19 protein-coding genes and 1 pseudogene are annotated in these 22,485 nt (G+C 69.8%); 11 read left to right on the forward strand and 9 right to left on the reverse strand.

Features of this window, described 5'->3' with window-relative positions; translation table 11 throughout:
• Positions 1–61 precede the first annotated feature (61 nt).
• Together ABZS80_RS06640 and ABZS80_RS06645 are read right to left on the reverse strand one after the other, a co-directional pair.
• Entirely contained in the window at positions 62–721 is a 660-nt protein-coding gene (locus tag ABZS80_RS06640) for a hypothetical protein (protein WP_355054791.1), read from the reverse strand.
• 511 nt (positions 722–1,232) lie between these two features.
• On the reverse strand, positions 1,233–1,604 hold the full coding sequence (locus tag ABZS80_RS06645) for a metalloregulator ArsR/SmtB family transcription factor (RefSeq protein ID WP_355054792.1): 372 nt from the start codon (positions 1,602–1,604) through the stop codon (positions 1,233–1,235).
• Between the two features lie 305 nt (positions 1,605–1,909).
• Between ABZS80_RS06645 and ABZS80_RS06650 the strand changes: the two genes are divergently transcribed.
• Entirely contained in the window at positions 1,910–3,652 is a 1,743-nt protein-coding gene (locus tag ABZS80_RS06650; RefSeq protein ID WP_355054793.1) for a hypothetical protein, read from the forward strand.
• A 1,031-nt stretch (positions 3,653–4,683) separates the two neighbouring features.
• Here ABZS80_RS06650 and ABZS80_RS06655 read toward each other — a convergent pair.
• On the reverse strand, positions 4,684–6,144 hold the full coding sequence (locus ABZS80_RS06655; RefSeq protein WP_355054794.1) for a S8 family serine peptidase: 1,461 nt from the start codon (positions 6,142–6,144) through the stop codon (positions 4,684–4,686).
• A gap of 153 nt (positions 6,145–6,297) precedes the next feature.
• Positions 6,298–6,420, reverse strand: coding sequence for a hypothetical protein (locus ABZS80_RS06660; RefSeq protein ID WP_355054795.1), 123 nt, complete (start codon positions 6,418–6,420; stop codon positions 6,298–6,300).
• Between the two features lie 45 nt (positions 6,421–6,465).
• Between ABZS80_RS06660 and ABZS80_RS06665 the strand changes: the two genes are divergently transcribed.
• Positions 6,466–6,720, forward strand: coding sequence for a nitrilase-related carbon-nitrogen hydrolase (locus ABZS80_RS06665; RefSeq protein ID WP_355054796.1), 255 nt, complete (start codon positions 6,466–6,468; stop codon positions 6,718–6,720).
• A gap of 72 nt (positions 6,721–6,792) precedes the next feature.
• Here the strand turns inward: ABZS80_RS06665 and ABZS80_RS06670 are convergent, their stop codons facing one another.
• From ABZS80_RS06670 to ABZS80_RS06685, 4 genes are all read right to left on the reverse strand, one after another.
• Positions 6,793–7,371: a suppressor of fused domain protein gene (locus ABZS80_RS06670; protein WP_355054797.1), complete on the reverse strand. Its 579-nt coding sequence runs from the start codon at positions 7,369–7,371 to the stop codon at positions 6,793–6,795.
• Between the two features lie 27 nt (positions 7,372–7,398).
• Entirely contained in the window at positions 7,399–8,631 is a 1,233-nt protein-coding gene (locus ABZS80_RS06675) for a hypothetical protein (RefSeq protein WP_355054798.1), read from the reverse strand.
• 231 nt (positions 8,632–8,862) lie between these two features.
• On the reverse strand, positions 8,863–9,114 hold the full coding sequence (locus ABZS80_RS06680) for a hypothetical protein (protein ID WP_355054799.1): 252 nt from the start codon (positions 9,112–9,114) through the stop codon (positions 8,863–8,865).
• An 85-nt stretch (positions 9,115–9,199) separates the two neighbouring features.
• On the reverse strand, positions 9,200–10,657 hold the full coding sequence (locus tag ABZS80_RS06685) for an SDR family NAD(P)-dependent oxidoreductase (RefSeq protein ID WP_355054800.1): 1,458 nt from the start codon (positions 10,655–10,657) through the stop codon (positions 9,200–9,202).
• An 808-nt stretch (positions 10,658–11,465) separates the two neighbouring features.
• Between ABZS80_RS06685 and ABZS80_RS06690 the strand changes: the two genes are divergently transcribed.
• The 9 genes and pseudogenes from ABZS80_RS06690 to ABZS80_RS06730 all read left to right on the forward strand — a co-directional run.
• Positions 11,466–12,428, forward strand: a complete 963-nt coding sequence (locus ABZS80_RS06690; protein WP_355054801.1) for a DUF6772 family protein — start codon at positions 11,466–11,468, stop codon at positions 12,426–12,428.
• 21 nt (positions 12,429–12,449) lie between these two features.
• Positions 12,450–12,779, forward strand: coding sequence for a hypothetical protein (locus ABZS80_RS06695; RefSeq protein WP_355054802.1), 330 nt, complete (start codon positions 12,450–12,452; stop codon positions 12,777–12,779).
• A gap of 46 nt (positions 12,780–12,825) precedes the next feature.
• Positions 12,826–14,358, forward strand: coding sequence for an ABC transporter substrate-binding protein (locus ABZS80_RS06700; RefSeq protein ID WP_355054803.1), 1,533 nt, complete (start codon positions 12,826–12,828; stop codon positions 14,356–14,358).
• A gap of 29 nt (positions 14,359–14,387) precedes the next feature.
• Positions 14,388–15,467 (forward strand): LacI family DNA-binding transcriptional regulator, encoded by a 1,080-nt coding sequence (locus ABZS80_RS06705; protein WP_355054804.1) that lies wholly within the window; start codon positions 14,388–14,390, stop codon positions 15,465–15,467.
• Entirely contained in the window at positions 15,467–16,396 is a 930-nt protein-coding gene (locus tag ABZS80_RS06710) for an ABC transporter permease (RefSeq protein WP_355054805.1), read from the forward strand. The genes ABZS80_RS06705 and ABZS80_RS06710 overlap by 1 nt, the downstream gene beginning before the upstream one ends.
• Positions 16,393–17,325, forward strand: coding sequence for an ABC transporter permease (locus ABZS80_RS06715; protein ID WP_355054806.1), 933 nt, complete (start codon positions 16,393–16,395; stop codon positions 17,323–17,325). The genes ABZS80_RS06710 and ABZS80_RS06715 overlap by 4 nt, the downstream gene beginning before the upstream one ends.
• Positions 17,322–18,398, forward strand: a complete 1,077-nt coding sequence (locus ABZS80_RS06720; protein WP_355054807.1) for an ABC transporter ATP-binding protein — start codon at positions 17,322–17,324, stop codon at positions 18,396–18,398. Before ABZS80_RS06715 ends, ABZS80_RS06720 begins: the two co-directional genes overlap by 4 nt.
• Positions 18,391–19,395, forward strand: coding sequence for an oligopeptide/dipeptide ABC transporter ATP-binding protein (locus ABZS80_RS06725; protein WP_355054808.1), 1,005 nt, complete (start codon positions 18,391–18,393; stop codon positions 19,393–19,395). The genes ABZS80_RS06720 and ABZS80_RS06725 overlap by 8 nt, the downstream gene beginning before the upstream one ends.
• 1,000 nt (positions 19,396–20,395) lie before the next feature.
• Positions 20,396–21,174, forward strand: a pseudogene (locus tag ABZS80_RS06730) (DDE-type integrase/transposase/recombinase); the annotation flags it as partial.
• Between the two features lie 274 nt (positions 21,175–21,448).
• On the opposite strand, the gene ABZS80_RS06735 reads toward ABZS80_RS06730, so the two are convergent.
• A complete protein-coding gene (locus ABZS80_RS06735; protein WP_355054809.1) occupies positions 21,449–22,471 on the reverse strand; it encodes a 2-hydroxyacid dehydrogenase in 1,023 nt (340 codons plus the stop codon).
• Between the last annotated feature and the right edge of the window lie 14 nt (positions 22,472–22,485).

Below are 22,485 nucleotides of genomic sequence, written 5' to 3' on the forward strand. Positions count from 1 at the left end.
GTACTCCCGCCGTCGACCCCGTTCCCGTCCCACTGCTACATCGGATCCCGGTACCCAGTTGTTACAGCCGGCCGGAGGGCAGGCTGTGACGCCGCCGCAGCCGTCGACGCGTCAGCAGGATTCCCGCCGCGACCGCGCCGACCACCACCACCGCCGCAACAGCCGGCACCCGCAGCGACCGTCCGGGCGGCCGGACCTGACTTGCCACGGCCGGCGACTCCAACGGTGGATCTGTGGCAGTGGCAGTGGCCGTGGCCGTCGAGCCCGGGAGCAGATAGGCGTTGCTGGCAATGCGGGAGTCCGTCGGGGTGGACTCCACCGAAGTGACACTGACCCGGTTGCGGACGAGCGTGCCCGGCGGCACACCCGGGCGGATCCGCCCCGTGATCGTGACCCGCGGCACGGCTGCGGCGGCACCCAGGAGCAGGTCACCGAGGTCGCAGACGACGATACGAGGGGATGCCGCACACCGACCGGGCTCGGCTCGGGCGATGACCCCGTCGAGATCAGCCGTGGTCGTGAACGTAACCCGCGTCGCCGTGAGGGTGCCCCTACCGGAGATCGTGACGGTGTGCGTCACCCCCTGCTCGGGCAGCGCGCCGAACGGTGTCGACGTCAGCACCGGCGTCGCCTCCACCGCAGGCGCCGGTGGCGGCGCCGGAGCAGCCGCAGCCACGGCGCCCACCATGCCCGCCACCGAAGCGGCGACAGACTCCCACATTCCAGCACTGTAAGCCGACCGGCCCACGATCGCCCCCGGCGAGGTGCCCTTCCTGCTCAACCCACCCGAAATCGTGCCAACGCATAGTCGGCAGAAATCGTCCCACGGCGCCGGTCCGTCTGGTTCGAGCTGCTCAGCCCAGGCAACACGCCTCCGGCGGCGAGACCGGGTATCAGATCGTTCCTGTTCTTCCCGGTGATGGCCACGGCAATGGCTGAGTTGTAGACGGCCGGCTCCTCGCGAGGATAGGGGCTCAGCGAAGTTAGCGGGGTCGAGGTGGCCGGGCTCGTCGGGATGGGGCGCAGCGGGCTCGGAGCCGTTGGTTGGCGGGGTTGCGGACGCCGTAGGCGTCGCAAGCGAAGGGCGCTCGATCAGCCCACGGCATGGGAGGTGGCAGGGGCGCTCCTCCGGACAACGTGGTGGCGCTCACCGGCCCGGCCCGCACTGGCCCGCTTCCTCAGCGTTGCCACCGAGGGGCACGCCGTCCACGCCTCAGCTGGTCGTCTGCGTTCTACCGGGCCTTCTTCGTCGCCCGCTTGCGAGGCGGCGTCAACAGGTCGGCGATCGCCGCGATCGCGGACGGCACGAGGCGGTAGTACGCCCAGACGCCGCGCTGCTCTCGCTCGAGCAGACCGGCCTCGGTGAGGATCCGGAGGTGATGGCTCACGGTCGGCTGGGAGAGTCCGAGCGGCGCGGTGAGGTCACTGACGGACGCCTCGCCCCCGGGAGCGGACTGAATCAGACTGAGCAGTCGCAGCCGTGCCGGGTCGGCGAACGCCTTCAGGACACCCGCGAGCCGCTCGGCGTCGGCACGCTTGATCGGCTCACCAGCAAGCGGGGAGATAACAGGCATAGCAGTTTTCGCAGTTCCCACGTCATCCATCGTTCCACGAACACCATCGATCGGCCGGTGGAACCGGGACCGATGGCGACCGCGAGGCCTGCCAGGTATGCCACGAGGCGGGCCAGCATCGGTGACTGGCGGCGGGGTGACTCAAGACAGGGCCGCGTTGTCCCCGGGCGTAGTGTCTGAGATCTCCCATTCGGCCGGCAACCCGGTAGCATGCGCGGACGACGGGCGGCAGTCCGAGCGTGGCTCCCGGTGCGACTCAGCGGGCGGCACTGCCGAGTCGGGCAGCCGCGGCGCCGATAAGGCCGGGGCCCGAGTGAGAGAGGAACCTGCTCGGCGTGTTCCAGGAACCGAACCGGATCCGGATGACCGGCGGAAGCTCAACTGGCGGGACACAAGGCACCGCCGGCGGTGCGCCAGGAACTGCCCCGGCGTGGGACGCGGGGCTGGCCAAGGCGGTGCGCCAAGTCGCCGTGCTGCGCACCGGCTTCTACGTGGTCGTGCTGCTGGTCGCGCTCGGGGGCCAGGTGTCCGGGGCGATGGAACGGCTCGGCATGCCGTGGTATGTCGCCCTTCCCGCCGTCGGAGCGCTGGAGTTGGGCGGCGTCGTGGTGCTGGCGAACGCCGACGTCCGCCGCCGACTGGGCGAACGGGCAGCCATGTCCCGCGTGCTGTCGGCTGGCATCGCCGTCGGGGCGGTCGTTTTCAACTGGCTGGCTCACGCCAACCACCTCGAAGGCGGCTTCTACGCGGGCATGTCCCTGCTCGGGTACCTGGTGTGGCTGATGAATACCGAGAACCAGCGGCGGGACCGGCTGCGCGCCAGGCAGCAGCTGCCGCCCACCACCCCGGCGTACGAACCGGTCGGGCACTGGCTGCGACATCCGTGGCTGACCCGCCGTGCCCGCTCGCTGGCCAAGGCCGACCCCGGCCTCGGACTGTACGACTCGCTCGACGCGGCGCACGCGCAGATTCGCGCCGAGCGGCGGCAGGCGGCGCTCAGCAAGGTCTTGCACCGCAAGATCCGTCGAGCACTGGACGCCACCACCGCCGACATCGCCCTGGCGGTGTACGACCTCGACGAGATCGCTCGGCGGCTGGGCGAGCGGGCGGACTACGACGGGCTCACCGCCCTCATCGCGGCCGATCTGGCACCTGAGCGCGTCCTGGCCGGGAACCTGCCAGCAGGCGGCCGTCGCCGGTGGTGGCGCCGGGCCGGCCAGCCCGACCCCGTCGCGCTCGCCTCGGCGGCGCGGCTGCTCGCCGACACCCCGGCGGGCCTCGTCGACGCCTCCGAGCAACACACGGTGGCCCCTGCGCCGGAGGCGGCCCTCGCTCCGGGTGCGGTCCCCATCTCCCCGTCAGCGGACGCGGCCCCCGGCGGCTCAGCGACGTCGGGGTCGGCCGGGGACGACGTTCACCATGGGAAGGCCACCGACCCGGTGGCGGACAGTGCCGAGCGGCCGCCATCGGAGCGCTCTGAGGCGGAGGTGCCCGACCGTACCGACCTGCAGATGAAGCGGACCGACGGCGACGCGCTCACCTCAACCGCCGATCAGCCCGACCCATCCCGCGCCTCCGACTGGGCGGCGCTGCAGGCGGAACTCGCCCCGCTCCTGCCGGCGACCGCACCGCGCCGGACGCCGCGCAACGCGGTGGGCCGGTCGGCCACCAGTCGCGGGGAGGCATCGGCTACGACGGACGCGCAGGGCTTCGTCGCGGAGCCGGCTGGCCCCGCGGCGTCGGCAACGAGCCGTAGCCCGGCACCGACGACGCGAACCGCAACGGGCCGGGCCCGCGCGACCCGAGCGACCGACTCGACGGCCGAGGCGGGGCCGGTCGCGCAGGTCACCCGAGAGCTACCGCTGGTGGGCGGGCGGGACCTGCCGGACCTGGTAGACACCGCGGCGAGCCGCACCACCCCACCCGCCGCGGTCCCCAACACCGCGGAACGGACCCCCGGGCAACGATCAGCATCCCGACGGCAACAGCACCGGCCGGACGGAACGGACCCACTATCGGGCTCGGACACCGTTCGGCGTCGGGCTAGCCCCGAGTCGGCCGAGAACGGTCGTCGCTGACCGAAAGATCACCCACGGCGTGATCGACGAAGATCTGGCCGAGGTAGAACTACGCCTCGCACGGAGTGGGAGCAGCCCGGTAACCACGGCTTGACTTCCGACCACAGGACGACCCTGTCCGTGCTCGAAGACCCGGTGAGGTCTCGCGCACCCGGTCATCTCACTGCAGGTTGCTCAACTGCCGCGAGTGGGGTTAGCGACGGTCCAGGCGCATGCTCTGGTGCCCGATGACGTGGACGACCAGATCCGCCGCACCTTGGAAGGTCTGCGTGTTCGGGCGCCCTTGAGGATGAAGATCGAGCGGTATCGGGAAACCTGCTCGATACCCTCTGGCGGCGGGCCCGGATAGGGGAGCGGATCACGAGCGGAGCGGTGAGGCGATCAGCGGTAGCACCGCCAGGCGTATGGATCACCGGAGTCCGATGTACGTGCGTAGGCGTCCGATCCGTACGTGTCGCGGCAGGCGACGTCCGTGTCGACGGCGGAGGCGACGAGAAGCCTCGCGCATTGCCAGCCGCCGTCATTGCGAGGCTTCGCTGAGCTCCCGGCGACGCGCCGATCGCAGTACCCCTGGACCATGTTCTCGATGCCGGTGAAGTGCCCGGTCCGGCCGGCCGGGCAGCGCCAACACACCGGGTGGGCGCTGACCGTACTCGGCTGTCCGCCTTCGCGTAGGCGCAGTGCCTCACGCAGGACCCGGTGCCAGCGCTGGTCGTAAAGGCGGCCCGCTCGGCTGAACCAATGCAGGGCCCGTCGGCGCACCCCGACTTTAGGACCACGCTGGCGATTAAGCTCCTGCCGATGGCGGGCAGGTGCTGACGCGTCGCTCGGTGTAGCGGGTAGTCGGGCCGCCCTGACCCGGGGGACCGGGCGGTCCGTCGCGGACGCCCGGTCCCCGGAAGGCTCCCGGTATTCAGGGGAGCAGGCCGGGCGCTCGAAGTGTTGCCTGTCCTCGGACGCCATCGGGATGACCTTCTCCTGTTGTCAGGCGATCCCGCGCCTGCCTACTGCGCCGTTGAACTGATCGGCCGTCAGGCAGGTGTCGCCCCCAGCAGGGCCGCCGAGGCGTACGTGTCGACGAGGCCGGTTCCCTTGTCGACTGCGGTGGTGTAGGGCCCGACGGTCTGGTAGGCCGCGCCGTCCGTGAACTTGTACGCCGTGGCCTTGAGCGCGTGCTCGATCTGCGCCGGGGTCGCGTTCGGTGCGACCTGGAACAGCTGGGTGACGATGCCCACGACATGCGGGGTTGCCATCGAGGTGCCGCTGATCGTGTTGAACGTGCCGAGGTCCAGGAGCCCGGGGCCGTTGTGCGGGTCCAGACCGGTCGAGCAGATCAGCAGGTATGGCCGGCAGGACGAGGTGATGTTCGATCCGGGTGCCGAGACGTCCGGGTAGGTCTCCGGGTGTCCCGCCGCCCCGCGGCTGGAGAACGTGGACACGGCACCGTCGCGGGTGCCGGTGCCATGGTCGTCGTATGAGGCGACCATGAGGATGCCCGGAGTGGGGTCCTGACCCGGAGGGTTGGTGGCGTTGTTGTCCGGGCCGTCGTTGCCGGCCGCCCACACGGTGACGACACCCTCGGCGGCCAGCGCACGTTGCAACTTGGTGGCCGCCGAGTTCGGATCGAACGCCCCACCGCCACTGGGGCCGTACGAGTTGTTGCTCACCTTGATCGGCGGGCAGCCCGCGCACGGGTTCAGGTGATGCTCGAGCACCCAGTTCAGCGCGCTGTCCGCACCGAAGATGCTCAGTCCCGCGCCGACCGACAGGCTGATCACCGTGGCGCCAGGGGCAGCGCCGTGCAGCCGGGTGCCGTCGGTGAGCGTCGTGTCCCGCCCGGCGACGATCCCGGCGACGTGCGTGCCGTGCCCGCCGGCCGACAGCGTGTCGGTGTCGTTGGCCGCGGTCAGGTCGAGGAAGCACGAGTCGTTGGGTAGCGGGAGCGGCAGACCCAGGTCGGTGAGTGGGCCGCAGATGTTCTTCAGATTGAGCTTCACTGCGCTGGTACCGTCCGCGTTGCGGAAGAACGGGTGCGTGCCGTCCACTCCCGTGTCGATGATCGCCGCCGACACACCGCGGCCGTCGACCGGCCGTCCCTGTCCGTCGCGCAGCTCTGCGCGCGTCTGCTCGCCTCGGGTGGCGACGTTCGAGGTCGACAGGTATGGCTGCAGCGGCTGGTCACCTTCGACGTACGTGACACCGGCATGACTGCGAACGGCGGCGATCTGCTCGGCGGTGCCGCGCGCAACCGCGACGCCGATCTTGTTCCAGGTTGTGATGAGTTTGAGGCCGGTGTCGGCGGCCGCCTGCCGGGCGGCGTCGATGCTCGTACCGTGCACAAACACCGGGATCGTGCCGGAGGCTGTCGTCAGCGTCCGCGCCAGGGAACTGGACATCGGGGCGAGTGGGTTGCTCGCCTGCGCCGGCGCGACCGGCGCGATGAGCGCGGCGGCAACGACGCCGGCGATCAGGGGCGGAATGGTTCGAGGCATGAGGCGACTCCTCTGGGAGCATGTGTGGCGCCTATCTATGTCTTACATCGGCAATCACCAAACTTTCGCAACACGGGTACGTCCTAGGGGCGCGAAGGCGTACGGAGGCACCCGCTCGCACTGCAGCCGCAAGGGATGCCGATCCACGCACGTTCATTCGATGAACACCGCACGCAGCAGAACCCCGCCGACGTTCGACGACCCGCCATGGGTCGCGTATCGGCGCATCATCCCGGGGGTCTTGATCGTGACCCAGAGAACGACGATGACGAGCATGAGGTTCACCGCGTCCGAGCCGGGTAGGCCGAGCAGGATCGGCAGGTGTTGCTGGTGCCGGCGCAGAACATGATGCGCCGCGAGAAGGCGCTCTGGTGGCAGGCCCGGCACAACGAGATCCGCGCCCGGCGGGTCCAGGAGACGGGCATGTGGCTGGTCTCCGCCGACGTCACCGGCGAACGTGACGAGTCCCGGATCGGGCTGGGTCCGACCTGCGTCATTGACCCAGTCGGCCAGGTGGTGGCGCAAGTCAGCACGGGGACGACCGGCATGGCCACCATCGAAATCGACCCGCCGTAAGTCGCCCCTCACCGACTTCCCTCCACTCGGCTCGCGGCAGATCCGGATACTCGATCACCCGCCGACCGAGGCCTACGAGCCCAACGCATCCAGCGCCACTTCCGCCCGACCGGGGTCAGCCAGGTCAGGATCCTGAGCCGCGAATGCCTGCTCCAGCGTCCCCCACCCGAACTTCTGGATTACCTCAGCTTCGCCCGTGGTGATCGGAACCAACCACGTGAAGACCACCGGCGCGGGTTCGGTGTGACAGACGGCAAAGGACTCCGGCAAATATCTCGGGCTGATCGCCACGATGGCTGTGGTCTGGCTGCCCGGGAAGAGAGGGCCGCCCGGACCAATCACCTGGCCGTTCGACAAGGCATCCCTCCGGCGCACCATCTCACCGGCCACGTGGAACAACAGCCCAGCCGCCCGAGCCGGGTAGTCATCGGTTGGAACGTGCATCACCAACTCTTGGTGCAGGGCCCCGTTACTCGGCAGGTTGAGATGACGCCGCGACAGCCCGACGGTCACCAGGGTCGTGACCCCGCCGAACGGAACGTCGGGGCCAAACCACGCCACCTGAAGGCCCTCCGGCGTCGTATCGTTGCCTCGGCTACCACCCGCGATGAGCCCGAGGAACGACTCCAAGTGTTCAATCAACCCAGCCACTGGATGATCATCTCCGATCGAGCCGCATCAGGGTTGGCTGGTCAGGTAGTGCACAGACAGTTGGCCGGTATCGCCACCACAGGCAAGCAGGGTGCCGTCGGCGGAGAAGACGACTCGTTGGGTGCGGCCGGTGTGCGACGGCGCCAGCGTCACTGGTGAGGGTTCGCCGGTCGGCAGGTGCAGAGTGGCGCCGAGTCGGCCGCCGATGGCAAGGAGGTCCCCACCTGGGGAGTACTGCCAGCTGAAGCAGGTGCCGTAGCGGTCGGTGCGGTACGGGTCGGTCACGGCCCAGGCGAGAGTGTCGCCCTCGATGGGCAGGGCGAACGGTCCCTCGGCGAAGCCGCCGGTGGCGAGGACGAGCCTCTCGGTAGGGTCGAAGCCCAGGTGCCTGATCCCGGTGCGGCCGGTCGTGCTGGCGAACGGGAACGGGAACCGGGTGCTATGCAGCAGCCGACCGGTGTCGACGTGCCACAGTTGCACGATGGCGTCGTGCATGCCATAGGTGAGGGCAAGCAGCCGCCCAGAGGGCGACAGGGCTCCAGCGCGACACTCGGGTTGGTCGGCGACGTGCAGGACCAGTACGTCATCGCCGGTGCTGGTAGTACGGACACGGACCCGGTCGTCAGCATCGAACAGCAGCAGCCGCTGTCGGGTGGCGTCCTGGGCGGGCCGGGCGCAGAAGGGGTTGAACCGGGCAGTGCTGAACTGTTCGTAGGCTGCGAGGATGCGGGTGGCGCCGGTGGTGAGGTCGAGGTGACGGGTCTCGCCGTTGAGCGCGTAGACCAGGCCGGTGCCGTCGGCGTCGAACAGCACGGTGTGGATGAACGTCTGCCTCGCTGGGCCGCTGCCGGGTGTCTCGGTGTGCACGAGTCGGCGCTGGCCGGTCGTGACATCGATGAGGTGTAGGTTGGCACCGTAGGCGCCACGGTGCAGCGAGGCAACGGCGAGGGTGTGGCCTTGCGGATGCAGGTCGAAGGTATGGTCCCCGCCGCTGTTCGGCGGTGCGCAGCGCAGGACGGGCTCACCAGGTGGGGCGCCGGCTGAGCCGCGGACAAAGACGAAACCCTCGCGCATGCGAGCGGCGGCCTCACGGGCGAGGGCGTCGCGGGCGGCCTGCGGGTTGGGAAGATCGCGGCTACTGTGCCGCTCCTTGGCATTGCCTCTCCACGAGCGGCGCAGCAGGCGGGCACCGTCGACCGCGAGGTGCAGGTGTCTGGGTGCGGGCGGGTCGGGATGGGTAAGCAGCACCTCGGTCGGCACGGACGGACTGTAGCGCCGGCCGCGTTCGAGGCCAGGGCCGGTAGGCCGTCGAAGCGGGGTAAGGCGCTCGCACATCGAACGTGCGCTTCTCGGCAGATCCGGTAGCTCAGCGACCGGTGTGCCGGCGCCCTGAACCGCGGCTGTGAGCGGATGCCGTGAGTAGTGCGCCGCTGGCGGGCACCGCAAGGTTCGCGGATGTGTCGGAGGTTGTCGATGTAGACAGCCACCGTGTCAGCCGGTGGCGCCGATCGCGGCATGTGTCGGCTCGGCGTCGATGTACAGCCACGCATGCGACCCGGCGTCGTCGTCGTACCGGGAGCGGTTCAGGTTGCCGGCGCTCGCCTGTTGGCCACCGTCGGCCGGCTCGACGAAGCGCTTACCCGGCTTGACGCTTCCGTGACCTGGTTCAATACCGACGAGTTGGCCGATGAGCGCCGGGCGGCAGTGCCGCGGCCCCCTTGAACGCCACGCTGCACCAGCCACGCAGCTTGGAGCTGCGGTGGACGGGCGACGGTGCTGATCGTGTCGGCCTGAGCCTGGGCGGCCAACGGCGGGGTGGGCGCGCTGACTACCAGGCGCAGGGCGCGTAGTCCTTCAGAAAGCAGCCGTAAAGGTCTTCGCCCTGTTCGCCGCGGACGATCGGGTCGTACACCCGGGCCGCGCCGTCGACCAGGTCCAGCGGGGCGTGGAAGCCCGCGTCCGCCAGCCGCATCTTCGTCGGGTGGGGCCGCTCGTCGGTGATCCAGCCGGTGTCGACGCTGGTCATCAGGATGCCGTCGGCCAGCATCTCCTGGGCGCTGGTCCGGGTCAGCATGTTCAGCGCGGCCTTGGCCATGTTGGTGTGCGGGTGCCCCGGCCCCTTGTAGCCGCGGGCGAACTGGCCCTCCATCGCCGACACGTTCACCACGTACTTACGGCGGGCGGTCGCTGCGGCCATCGCCGGTCGCAGCCGGCTGACCAGCACGAACGGCGCGGTCACGTTGCACAGCTGCACTTCGAGCAGCTCGACCGGATCCACCTCGTGCACCCGCTGCACCCAGCTGTTGACCGGGTCGAGGTCCGGGACCAGACCGCCAGCGTCGATGGCGGTGGCTGCCGCGATCCGTTCCGGCGAGGCGGAGCCGCTGGTCAGCGCCAACGCGGTGAGCGCCTGCGGGGTGACCGGGGTCGACTGCGGCGGGGCGACCAGGCCCGCCGGGTCGCCCTGGCCGGCAGGTTTGGCGAACGTGATCAGCTCCGGCAAAGGGCCGTCCGGCAGGGCCGCCGCCTCCGCGGCGACGAGCTGCGCGTATGCCCCTGGCGTGCGGCGGACGGTCTGCGCCGCGTTGTTGATCAGGATGTCGAGTGGTCCCTGGGCGCTGACCGAGTCAGCGAGGGCGATCACCTGGGCGGGGTCGCGTAGGTCGATCCCGACGATCCGCAGGCGGTGCAGCCAGTCCCCACTGTCCGGCATCGCGGCGAATCGGCGGACCGCGTCGTGGGGAAACCGCGTGGTTACCGTGGTGTGCGCGCCGTCGCGCAGCAGCCGCAGCGCGATGTACATGCCGATCTTGGCTCGGCCGCCGGTTAGCAGCGCGCGCCGGCCGGTCAGGTCGGTGCGGGCGTCCCGGCGCTCCCGGTTGAGCGCGGCGCAGGGCGGGCAGAGCTGATGGTAGAAGGAGTCCACCTCGCGGTAGCGCTGCTTGCAGACGTAGCAGCCGCGCGGATTGTGCAGGAAGCCGGCCGTGGCACCCACGGTGGGGGAGGCGAGCGGGATGCCCTGGGTCTCGTCGTCGATCCGGCCCGGGGCGCCGGTGGCGGTAGCAGCCGTCACCGCGCGGTCGGCCGCCGCGATGGCATCCCGCCGTTCCTCGCGTCGCCGCTGCTTGATCACCTTGTAGAGCTTCGCGGTGGCCCGTTGCACCCGCACCACGTCGGGGTGATCGGGAGGCAGGTCCTCCAACGCCTCAAAGACGCTGAGACAGGTCTCCAGCCGGCCGCGGTCAATGCCGTATTGACCGGTTTCGGTAATGTTGTCCGCCGTCATGCCGTCGCTGTCTCGTCCCGTTCCCTGCGCCGGATCTACCCGGCCCACCCCAAGTCCGACCCGGAACTGTACGCACCGCACAGCCTTCGACGCATCCCGCGTCGGTTCATCAGCCCAGAGACCGTCGAGGCCAACCTCGCCCGGGTCTACCGAAATGATGCATCTCCAGCCACGCCGAGCTCGGGGCGACCATGGGCAGGCCAGCCGCGCCACCACCGGAGTCGATTCCCGTATGACGGCACGGCGCCCTGCTCCTGTGCCGGCTACTTGCCGACCAGCGCTGCCACCCCGGACCGGCTAGAGTTGTGCGAGCTTCCAGGTCGCGCCGATCGTCATCTGCGGTGGGGTAATGCTTAGTGTCGCCCCCGGACACGACCCATAGGCCCACGGTGCGCGCTTAGATCAGCTTCAGCGTGCACCGTTTGCGTTTGCGGGTGGTACGTCAGCCGCAGGCCGAGCTGGCGGTAGACCTCGGCCTTCTCGGCGGGGTCCGCATCGCGGAGCACGGTGACGATGTCCCCGAGGGCCCGGACCAGCGGGGCGATCTCTGCCTGGGTCATCCAGCGCTTCTCGGGCGTTGGTGCGAGGGGTGGACGAACCCGCACCCGGTCAGGAGTCCGGGCAGAGGTCTCACGCACCGTCGGGGCGTCGTTCTCGACCGTGACTATTCGTTCCGCACTCGGGTCCCCAGCTGTTTTCGTCCCTTGACAGCTATGTCGGCGGCTCGTAACCTACCAGCAATCTCAACGTTAATGCTACCTCCCCGGTGGGAGTGGCATGAACGTTAATGGTGACGAGCGGAGTGAGCGTGACCCAAGCACCTGAAACCGTCGATATCGGTGAGCGGATCCGCCGAGCAAATCTGGCTGCGGATGTGCGGCTGTCCCGATTCAACCCGCTGCCGAGAATCCTCTGTCACGACGACTTCAACACCGGCACCCACGGCTGGACCGAACTCATCGGCAATCACGACCAAAAGGGTGACCTGTCCGTCGTCGATGACCACATGCGCGACTTCCGCCCGCCCCAGTTGAGCGCCTGCAACTTCTTCGACATCGGCACGCACGGCGCCATGTCCGGCACCTACGCGCTGAAGGTGGCCACAAAGCCGCTTGCCGGCCACACCGGCGTGGCCATCCGCCGGCTCACCATGGCCGGCCGCGGCAAGGTCCAGTTCGAGACTTACTTCTCCTACAACGCCGAGGCGGCGTCGACCGAGAACCGCGCCGGTGAGCAGGCCGGAAGCGCCGGGTGGGACGCGAACTTCCACCCGTCGGAGACCCAGTTCGGCGCGTTGACCGTCGCCACCGACATCTGCGATGGCACCCGGTACCACACCGTCATGCGCTACCTGAACACCGACCTGGACAACAACCTGAAGCGCCAGTGGGTCTACCCCACGGTCCCCGAGCCGACTCCCCGGGAGCATTTCGAGGGCAAGCTCAAGCTTCCGCGAATGGCCGACTTCACCGCCCCGAACCCAGATAACTGGAGCCCGGTCGGCGAGCCGCAGGAACTGTGCTACAACGAGGTGCCGACAAAGGTCAATTGGCATTACCTGCGCTGGGTCATCGACACCAGCACACGGAAGAACGTCGAGCTTCAGGTCAATGATCGGACCATGGATCTTTCCGACGTCCCCGTCCCGCCGTACAGCGAGACGTACGGGTCGTTGAACAATTTGCTGAACTTCTACGTCAGTGTCCGCACGCACACCGACGTCCGCAATTTCGTGTACCTCGACTCCGTCCTTATCTCGACGGATTGGTAGGCCCATTCCATGCACAATTCCATGACCGCGGTCCTCGAACGCGACGGCATCACCGGACCGCACTACACCACCGAACCGTACGAAGTGGCCTGGGCCCGGGAGGCCCGCTGGTTTCTGCGGGTGCTTGACCTGCCGGCCGGTGTGCGGCAGTTCGACTGCACCGTCCAGGTCTCCCCGGACGGGCTGTACTGGTGCGACCTCGACAAGCCGGCGGCGACCGTTGACGCGACCGGGGTGTTCACCTGGGTCACCCGTGAGTTCGGTGGCTGGCTGCGGCTGTGCGTCACCGTCCACGGCGACGCCGCCGATACCCAGGTTCCCACCCTCATCTATCTCGCGCTAAAGGCCTGACGGCGCCCTCCGCGTCGCCGACGGCCTACCCCTTGAGGAGAAGGCGATGGACAACCACACCACCACCATCAACCGCCGGCGCTTCCTGACCGTCGCCGGCATCGGAGCCGCGAGCGCCTTCCTGGCATCCTGCGGGGTGGCCGGCGGCGACGCGGAGAAGGCGAAGGCCGCCCTCAAGGTCTGTTTCGCACAGCCGATCACCGACCTGGACCCGCTCAGCGCCAACACCACCGTCGATGAGCCGGCTCTCATGGCGCGCCGGCTCATCTTCGACACCCTGGTGCGCCGCCAGGGTGACACGTACGCCCCGGCGCTGGCCAAGTCCTGGACCCGGCCGGACCCGCAGACCTGGGTCTTCGAACTCCGCGACGACGTGACGTTCCACGACGGCGCCAAGCTGACCGCGGACGACGTGGTCGCCTCTATCAAAAAGGCGACCAGCAAGACCACGAACCTCTCCGCGCTGTGGGCGTCGGTGAAGTCGGCCGAGGCGACCGGCCCGACCACCGTCACCGTCCGCACCGACGGGCCGCTGGGCACCCTGCTGGTCAACCTCACCCTGCTGTTCATCCCGCCGGGAAACCGGCTCGACGACCCGGAGTTCTTCCGTAAGCCGATCGGCAGTGGGCCCTTCCGGGTGGACTCCTTCGCCCCGTCGTCCAAGCTCAGGCTGGTCAAGGCCGGCAAGTACTGGGGCGAGGCCGCGAAGAGCCCGGCCATCGACCTGCCGTACATCCCCGAGACCTCCACGGCGATCACGTCGTTGCTCACCGGCGACGTGGACGCGTACTGGCCGGTGCCGCCGGACCAGGTGCGCGACGTGGCCGGCAAGAGCGGCGTCAAGGTCGAGCGGGTGCCCAGCTACGTGTACTTCCTCAACTGGTTCAACTGCTCCCGCAAGCCCTTTACCGACCCCCGGGTACGCCGGGCGATGTGGCACGCGCTCGATGTCAACAGCATCATCCGCGACCTGTACGGCGAGGCGGCCACGGTGATGCAGGCACCCATCCCGTCCACCGTCTTCGGCGCCGCGCCGCAGCAGCCGTACGCCTACGACCCCGCCCGGGCCAAGCAGCTGCTCGCCGAGGCCGGACTGGCTGGCGGGTTCAAGACGTCGCTGATGTGGTTCGCCACCAGCGGCCCATTGATCTCCCAGCTGGCCCAGTCGATGATCGCGAGCTGGGCCAAGGTGGGCATCAGCGTCGAGGCCCAGCAAATCGAGAAGGCGGCCTGGCTGGAGCGGCTCAACAAGCTCGACTGGGACATGGACCTGCAGACCAACACGGTCACCACCGGCGACGCCGACTTCACCCTCGGCCGGCTCTACACCTCCAAGGCCAACCGGATGGGCTACCGCAACCCCGCGCTGGACGAGGTCCTGGCCAAGGCTCGCGTCTCGTCCGACCAGGCGGAGCGAAAGGCACTGTACGCGCAGGCGTGCAAGACGATCTGGGACGATGCCGTCGGGATCTTCCCGGCGACCATCACCACCGCCTACGCGGTACGTGACCAGGTGCAGGGCTTCACCCCGGTCCCCAGCAACCAGCCAGACCTGTCCACAGTGCTGATCGGAGGCTGAGCGGTCCTCACCCGCCGCTCAACGTCACCATGACCCCACCTCGACGCGTCACGCTGCAACACATCGCCACCTCGGTCGGGCTGTCGGTCAACACCGTCTCGCGCGCGTTGGCCGGCAAGAGCGACGTGAAGGAGGAGACCCGGGCGATGATCAAAGCCGAGGCCGACCGGCTCGGCTACGTCCCGAACACCATGGCCCGGTCACTGGTTCTCGGCCAGGCCATGACCATCGGGGTGGTCATCACCAACCCGTCGAACCCGTTCTACGCCCGCATGATCAGCGCCATCGAACAGCGCGGCAGCGCACTGGGCTACTCGATGCTGCTGATGGTCTCCGAGGAAAACCACACCAACGAGCTGCGCGCCGTGGACTCCATGCGGCGCTGGGGCGTCGACGGCGCCGTCGTGGTGCCGGTGCAGCCGGAGGCCGAGCACTGGCGGCGACTGATGGCCGCCGGCACCGAGATGGTGCTGGTCAACCGGGACCTGCCCGAACTCGACTGCGACCTGGTCGGGATCAACTACGAGCAGAGCGCCTACGCGGCCACCCTGCATCTGCTCGACACCGGCGTGGAGCAGGTCTACCTCCTGGAGGAGGACCTGAAGATCTCCACGGTGCACGCTCGAGTCGACGGGTTCCACCGGGCGCTGGCCGAACGGGGGGTGCCGCCGGAGTCGGTACGCGAGCTGCGCGTACCGACCCGGCGGCGGGCGGCGAACACCCTGCCGTGGGAGCCGGCCGAGGCGTACGAGCTGGCCCAGAACCTGGTGGCCGAGGTGCCACCTCACTCGGGCATCCTGGTCGGCAACGACTCCTTCGCCCTCGGCGTCTACCGGGCGTTCAGCGAGGCGGGGCGCATCATCGGCGAGGAGGTCGCCGTCGTCGGCTTCGGCGACCATCCCTTCGCCGCGTACCTCACCCCGGGGCTGACCAGTGTCCGACTCCCCGCCGAACAGGTCGGCGCTGCCGCCGTCGACCAGCTCGTCGCCCGGATCGGCCGGCGCGGGTCCGCAGCGCCTAGGGCCCGGGTCAGCTTTCCCGGCGAGCTGGTCGTCCGCGGCTCCTCCACCCACCGGCAGCACGCTGCCGCCAGCCCCGGGAGCAGCTGATGCTCAGGTTCGTCCTGAAACGCCTCGCGCAGGCTTTGCTGATCATTCTGGCCTCGCTGACCGTGGTCTTCCTCGTGGTCCGGGTGGCCCCCGGCGACCCCGCCGCGCTGATCCTCGGCGCGTCGGCCAGTCCGAGCGATCTGGCCGACCTGCGCCGGGAACTCGGGCTCGACGAGCCACTGCTGAGCCAGTACGCCACCTTCCTGCACGGCGTCCTGCAGGGCGACTTCGGACGCTCCTGGCGGCTCGGCGGCGACGCCCTCGCCAACGTGCTCGACCGGTTGCCGGCCACCCTCCAGCTGTCCGCCTGCGCGCTGGTGGTCACCGTCGTGGTCGGGTTCCCCCTCGGCGTCGTCAGCGCGCGCCGGGCCGGTTCGTGGCTCGATCGGCTGATCTCCGTGCCGACGCTGCTCGGCCAGGCGCTGCCGTCGTTCTGGGTCGGCGTGATGCTGATCCTGATCTTCTCCCGAACCCTGGACGTGCTGCCGGCGACCGCCGACGGAACGGTCGCCTCCCTGGTGCTGCCGTCGGTGACGCTGGCGCTGCCGTTCCTCGGCTGGCTCGCCCGCCTCGTCCGCAATGGCGTGCTCGAGGAACTGGGCAAGGACTACGTACGCACCGCCCGGTCCAAGGGCGTGGACAGCCAGGTGGTCTTCTACCGACACGTCGTCCGCAACATGATGATCCCGGTTGTGACCCTGCTGGGACTCCTGGTCGGCAACTTCATCGCCAACGCCGTGATCATCGAGGTCGTCTTCGCCTGGCCCGGCGTCGGCTCACTGATGATCGACTCGATCACCAACCGCGACTACTCCGTGGTTCAGGCGGCCATCATGACGATCACCGTCGCGTACGTCCTGCTGAACCTGCTGGTCGACTTCCTCTACGTCAAGCTGGATCCGCGGCTGAATCCGGAGCACATGTCATGACCCTCAACCCCGCGTCCCCGCCGGAGGCCCCCGAGCGGGCCGTCACCGGCCCCGGAACTCCCACCCCCGAAGCGAACCCGGCCATACCGGGCCGGGCCCGCCGCCGGATACCACCGCGCGCCTGGGTGGCCGTGGGCTTCCTCGCCCTCGTCGTGCTGGGCGCCGCGGTCGGCCCGCTGCTGCTGCCGTACTCGGCCACTGCGACCGACCTGCCCAACCGGCTGCTGCCACCGGGAGCGCGGCTCTCGGACGGGGGCGTCGCGCTGCTCGGCACCGATCAGCTCGGCCGTGACCTGCTCGCCCAGATCCTCGCCGGCAGCCGGGTCTCCGTGATCGTCGGCTTGGCCACCGTGCTGATCGGCGGCTTCGCCGGACTGGTTCTGGGGCTGCTGGCCGGGTACTTCGGCGGCTGGATCGACACCCTGATCTCCCGCCTCGGCGACGCCCAGCTCGCGTTCCCCAGCGTGCTGCTGGCCATCCTCATCGCTGGCGTCCTCGGGCCCAGCATGACCAACATCATCATCGCCCTGGCGGTGACCCGGTGGGTGATTTTCGCGCGGGTGGTCCGGGCGTCCGCGCTCACCGTCCAGGGCCTGGAGTACGTAGAGTCCGCTCGGGTCGTGGGTGCCGGTCACCTGCGGATCCTCGTCCGCTACATCCTCCCGTCTTGCTGGGCGCCGCTGCTGGTAGCCGGCACCGCCCAGATCGGGCTCGCCATGGTGGCGGAGGCGTCACTGAGCTTTCTCGGCCTCGGCGTCCCGGTCACCCAGGCATCCTGGGGCGCGACCATCTCCGACGGCCGTGACTATCTCTCCTCGGCCTGGTGGATCTCGACCCTGCCCGGCGTGGCACTCGCCCTGGTGGTCGTGGCGGTGGGCCTGGTCAGCGACGCCTACCGCGACCACACCGACCCGAGGGCGGCACTGTGACAGACATCCGACCGCCGCACGGCGGCACCCCCACCCTGACGGACGGCGCACCACTGATCAGCCTCACCGACCTGCGCCTGACCCTCGGCCGCGGCGCCGGCGCGGTGGACCTGGTCCGCGGCGTCAGCCTCGACGTGCCGCGAGGCACGACGGTGGCGGTCGTCGGCGAGTCCGGCAGCGGCAAGAGCCTCACCGCCGTGTCCATGATGGGCCTGCTCCCGCCCGGTGTCACCGTCGGCGGCGGCGACATCGTCTTCGACGGCACACCGGTGGCCCGGCTGACCGAGCGCGAATGGCAGCCGCTGCGCGGCCGGCAGCTCGGCATGATCTTCCAGGACCCGCTGTCGGCGTTGAACCCGTGCATAAGGGTCGGCGACCAGATCGCCGAGATGTTCCGGCTCCGGGCCGGGCTGGGCCGGCGGGAGGCCCGCGACCGGGCCGTGGAGTCGATGGTCGAGGTCGGCATCCCCGACGCCGAACGGCGCGCCCGCTCCTACCCGCACGAATTCTCCGGCGGCATGCGGCAACGGGTCATGATCGCAATGGCCCTGTCGCTGCAACCGCAGCTGCTCATCGCCGACGAGCCCACCACCGCGCTGGACGTGACCGTGCAGGCGCAGATCATGCGGCTGCTGATGGCCCGCAAGCAGGCCCGCGGGCTCACCATGATCCTGATCAGCCACGACCTTGGCGTGGTGTCCCGCTCCGCCGACTCGGTGGTCGTCATGTACGCCGGTCGCGTCGTCGAGTCCGGACCGAGCCGGGAGGTCCTCACCCGGCCCGCCCACCCGTACACCATCGGGCTGATGCGCTCGGTGCCCGACCGCCGGCGCCCGGGCGCGGCTCTGGAGGCCATCCCCGGACAGCCGCCGGACCCGCGGACCGTGCCCTCCGGCTGCGCCTTCCACCCCCGGTGCCCCATGGCGCAAGACCGGTGCCGGACCGAGGTGCCCGTGCTGCGGCCCGTCGGCCCGGCCCGGGCCAGCGCATGCCACTTCGCCGACGAGGTCGTCGGCGACCGCCCGAACCTGCCCGAGGCCAGCGAGACCAGCGAGGTGAGCGGACATGTCTGAGTCCACACCGGTCCTGCAGGTGCGCGACCTGCACGTCGACTACCGGCTCTCCGGTGGGCTGTTCTCCCGCGGCCGCCGCGTCCGGGCTGTGGCCGGGGTCGACCTGGTCGTGCCGGCTGGCAGCACCGTCGGGATCGTGGGCGAGTCCGGCTGCGGCAAATCCACCCTGGCCCGGACCATCGTGGGGCTGCTCTCGCCGGCCAGCGGGCAGGTGCTGCTCGGCGACGTGGACCTGGCCACCGCCTCCCGGGTGACCCGCCGCCTGCGACCGGACGTGCAGATGGTCTTTCAGGATCCGTACGCGTCGCTGAACCCCTGGATGAGCGTCCGCGACCTGATCAGCGAGCCCTGGCAGATCCACCCCGGGATCGTGCCGCGCGAGCGGTGGGACGCCGAGGTCGACCGGCTGCTCGAACTGGTCGGACTGCGGTCTAGCCAACGAGGGCTGCGACCGCACCAGTTCTCCGGCGGCCAGCGGCAGCGCATCTGCATCGCCCGTGCCCTCGCCGTGCGACCGAAGGTGATCGTCTGCGACGAGGCCGTCTCCGCGCTCGACGTGTCGATCCGGGCGCAGATCCTCAACCTGCTACGCGACGTACAGGCCGAGACCGGCGTGTCGTACGTCTTCGTCTCGCACGACCTGGGCGTGGTGCGGCACGTCGCCCACACCGTCGCGGTCATGTACCTGGGCCGCTTCGTCGAGCAGGGCCGCACCGACGAGGTGTTCAGGGCGCCGGCCCACCCGTACACCCAGGCCCTGCTGTCCGCTGCACCAGCGGTGGACGACTGGCGGCACGACCGGCCCGAGGAGATCGTGCTCGGCGGTGAGGTGCCCTCACCGCTCGCGCCGCCCAGCGGCTGCCGGTTCCGGACCCGCTGCTTCAAGGCGCGGGACAGATGCGCCCAGATCGAGCCGGAACTCAGCCATGGGACGGCCGGACACCAGGTCGCCTGCCACTTCGCTGATGCCGACGCGCGGTACGGAATCGCCGGATAACCCCCACCCACCATACCGAGGAGGACGCGTGCCAGAGACATGCGCGCCAGTGCCGACATCGCCGAGCTGACCGAGCAGCACGGCGCCGAGGAAATTGCCGCCCGGGGCGGCTCGGCCCTGTCGTCGCAGGCGGTCGGCCCGAAGCTGCTCTGGGCCCGCAGGCACGAGCCCGAGGCCTGGCGAGGGCCACCCGCTGGTACAACTCCAGCTCCTTCTTGGCGGCCCGGCTCACCGAGGAGTACGTGCTCGACCGGCACAGCGCCAGGCAGTGCGGCCCGCTGTACGGCATCGCGGCCCGCCGGTGGATCCCGGACCGGATCGCCGACATCGCCCCCGAGCTGCGCCTTTCGGCCTCGGACGCATCCGTTGCTCTGGACCACCTCGGGTGTCGAACCCGACTCATACACGCTGGCCACCGGCATGTCCACCTCCGGCCTGCTCACCGGGTGGGTGCAGCGCCTGACCGGGGGAGTGCCGTTCGAGGGGCTGATCGCCGAGGCCGAGGCGCGCCCGCCTCCGCGCCGCCCTCCGGGCGCCGACGGGCTGGTCCTGCTGCCGTACTTTGCCGGGGAACGGACCCCGATTTTCGACCCGTCCGCCCGGGGGGCCGGGCTGAGCCTGCGCCACGGCGGGGACACCTGTTCCGCGCGGTGTACGAGGGCATCGGCTACGGCGTCCGGCAGATCATCGATCTGCTCGACACGGCGGGCCGGGTCGACGCCAGCCCGGTGCAGGATCTTCCAGAACGTGCTGACCGCGATCCGGTAACCAGACCAGCCGGCTCACCCTGCACGCGGCGATGCCCCCATGTGCGGTTCTCTGCGGCCAGACGCAGCACCAGCTCGCGGAGCTCCAGTCAACCGGTGGCCGGCCGGGCCGCGCATGCGGCGCTCGGACCCAGACCGCAGCCACGCGCCCTGACCTCGGCCGAGCATGACAGCGTCCGGGCGCTGCTCAACAGCCCCGACTTCGCGACATGGCCCCTGCGGCCGTCCACCACACCCTGCTCGATGAGGGCGTGTACGTGGCGTCGGTGTCGAGCATGCACTGGATCCTGCGTACCCACGGCGAAGTCAGGGAGCGCCGCCGTCACGCGGTGCACCCGCCGAAGGCCAAGTCCGAGCTGATCGCCGACGGCCCCACTCGCGTGTGGTCGTGGGACATCACGAAGCTGCGCGGCCCGGCCAAGCGGAACTCCTACCACCTGTATGCGGTGATCGACATCTACAGCCGCTACACCGTCGCGTGGCTGCTCGCCGAGCGCGAAGACGCCGCCCTGGCCGAACGGCTGCCGTCCGACGCGATCACCAAGCAGGGCGTCGCGCGTGAGCAGTTGACCATCCACGCCGACAGCGGCACCTCCATGGCGTCCAGGACCGTCGCGCAGACGATGGCCGACCTCGGCCTGACCAAGTCCCACTCCCGGCCCCGGTGCAGCAACGACAATCCGTTCTCCGAGGCCCAGTTCAAGACCCTGAAATACCGGCCGGACTTCCCCGACCGCTTCGGCAGCATCCAGGACGCCCGAGCGCACTGCCGGGCCTTCTTCACCTGGTACAACACGATTCACCGTTACTCCGGCATCGGCTGGCACACCCCACCCGACGTCCACCACGGCCACGCCGAACGAGTCCGCGACGCCCGCACCGACGTTCTGACCACCGATTACGCGCGCAAACCCGAACGGTTCGTCCGCGGCATCCCACAACCACCCGCCTACCCGAACCCGCGTGGATCAACAAGCCCGACGACGAGCCGACTCTGTCAACGAACCCCTGAACCATCCGCCCCGAAAAGGTTGACACCTTCCGTCGGGCGATCAGTTGCCGGTGCCAGCGCAGCAGCGATGCTGGGGTGACGAAGAACGTTGACCATTGTGGTCGGGGCAGCAGGAGCAGGCCAGCAGCGAAGCGGTCATGACGCCATCGTCGCCGCTACCGCCGGGGCAGACCTCACATAAAGGGCACACGCCTGGCTACGGCGCCGACCATCGAGCGGGGGAGCTGCGGTATGTCCCGCCGCAGCTCCCCGCCCGTTCCGGTCAGCTCCGCACCTACGGGTTCGCGCAGTAGCGGAGCGGTTCGCGGCGCAGATAGCGGCCCACCTCGCCGGCAACGATGCGGGCCGCGTTCGCGGCGGTCTCCTTGCTGGCCCCGGCCAAATGCGGGGTCAGCACGATGTTCGGCGTGGAGAGCAGCCGGGAGCCGACCGGGATCGGTTCCTCCGGGAAGACGTCGAAGGCCGCACCGAACAGGTGCCCGGCGTCGAGGGCGTCGCACACGGCGTCGTAGTCGAGCAGCGCGCCCCGGGCGCAGTTGACGATCACCGAACCAGCCGGCATCGCGGCCAGCTGCGCGGCACCGATTATCCCGGTGGTCTCGGGGGTGACCCGGGCGTGCAGGGAGACGATGCGCGACCGCAGCAGCAGGTCGTCGAGGGACGTCAACTCGGCGATCCCGTTCACCTGGTCGGCGGTGACGTAGGGGTCGTGCACCAGGACCCGCGCGCCGAACGCGTGGAGGATGCGGGCGACCCGGCTGCCGATGGCGCCGAAGCCGACCAGGCCCACGGTGCTGCCGCCCAGCTCCGGTCCGACGCTGTCGTAGCGGTAGTAGTCACCCCGCCAGGTGCCGCGGAGAAGGTCCTGGTGCGTTGACGTGATCCGGCGGATGGCCGCGAGGATCATGGCAACGGTGTGTTCGGCGGTGGCTGCCGCGTTGCGACCCGGCGCGGAACAGACGGCCACCCCCCGCTCGGTCGCCGCCTCAAGGTTGACGTTGACCGGCCCGCCGCGGCTGATGCAGACCAGCTCGAGGTCCAGGGCGGCCTCGAGCACCTTTCGCGTGATCGGGGCCATCTGCGTGACGCAGATGCGCACCCCGCGCAGCGCCTCGATCAGCTCGTCCTCGGTGCCGGACGCCTCGTGCACCTCCGCCACCGGTCCGAACGGCTCGACCGGCCAGGGCAGCGTCAGCTGCCTGATCTCCAGACCGTCGGGGATCTCGGCCCGTACGGCGTCGACGAGCAGACGGTTGAGCACGAAGTGGTCGCCGGCGGCGAGCAGGCGGACGCTCATCAGAGGATCTCCCA

Origin of the sequence: Micromonospora sp. NPDC005305, assembly GCF_040607315.1 — a bacterium.
In the GTDB taxonomy this organism is placed as follows: Bacteria; Actinomycetota; Actinomycetes; order Mycobacteriales; family Micromonosporaceae; genus Micromonospora.